Source organism: Aminobacter sp. P4_D5 (assembly GCF_056401815.1).
In genome coordinates this window covers 1-623 of record NZ_JBFUIP010000950.1, presented here as the reverse complement: position 1 = coordinate 623, position 623 = coordinate 1, and the positions used below count along the sequence as shown (strand labels likewise).

Below are 623 nucleotides of genomic sequence, written 5' to 3'. Positions count from 1 at the left end.
GATCAGGAAGGGATCAGACGCTGCACTATCAGATAGTGCAGCACCTTCCTCTGACGGTGCGGACGACCTTGAGGTCGAAACCGGCGGATTTGCCTTCGATGGAAATGTCGCGGAATGTCGTCCGCGAGGCCCTTGCGCTCAATGATGGAGGGGTGGCGGTCGGCGGCGAGGCTGGCCGGCCTTGAGGAGGGCCGATTGGCCCAAGCGTGGCCGGCGCGGTGAGACCGGCGGCATCTTCCGCCTGGGGTCGCGCGCGGTGAGGCCGATGTCCGTGGCGGTGACCATGGTGATGGCGTAGCGGGTGAGGTCGGCGGGCTATGGGGAAAGCGAGTTGCCGGACCTTCAGCGTGAGGTGCAAGGCCTCTCGCCGCACCCCCACGATGGTCGCGCGGAGGCCGAGGGCGGGGTGGGTTTCGTCTGTGATGCCTCGGATGGCGGCGGTGGCCGCGGACAGGCCGATCAACCGTTCGGAAGGACTGCCAGGCGAGGTTCATTGTGGGGAAGAGTAAGGTCGGTCATGGGGAGGCCTTTGGTGGAGGGTAGCCCACCAAAGGAACCGCTACGACACGGGCCGCGTGCTATCCCCGAGCCAGGTGTCCGCTCAATGTGCGGACCCTTGGGCG

General features: G+C 66.5%; 1 protein-coding gene. It reads left to right on the top strand.

Features of this window, described 5'->3' with window-relative positions; all coding sequences use genetic code 11:
- On the top strand, nucleotides 1–185 hold a 185-nt coding region (locus AC1DWF_RS36005), incomplete at its 5' end, for a hypothetical protein (protein WP_476843238.1).
- Nucleotides 186–623 lie beyond the last annotated feature (438 nt).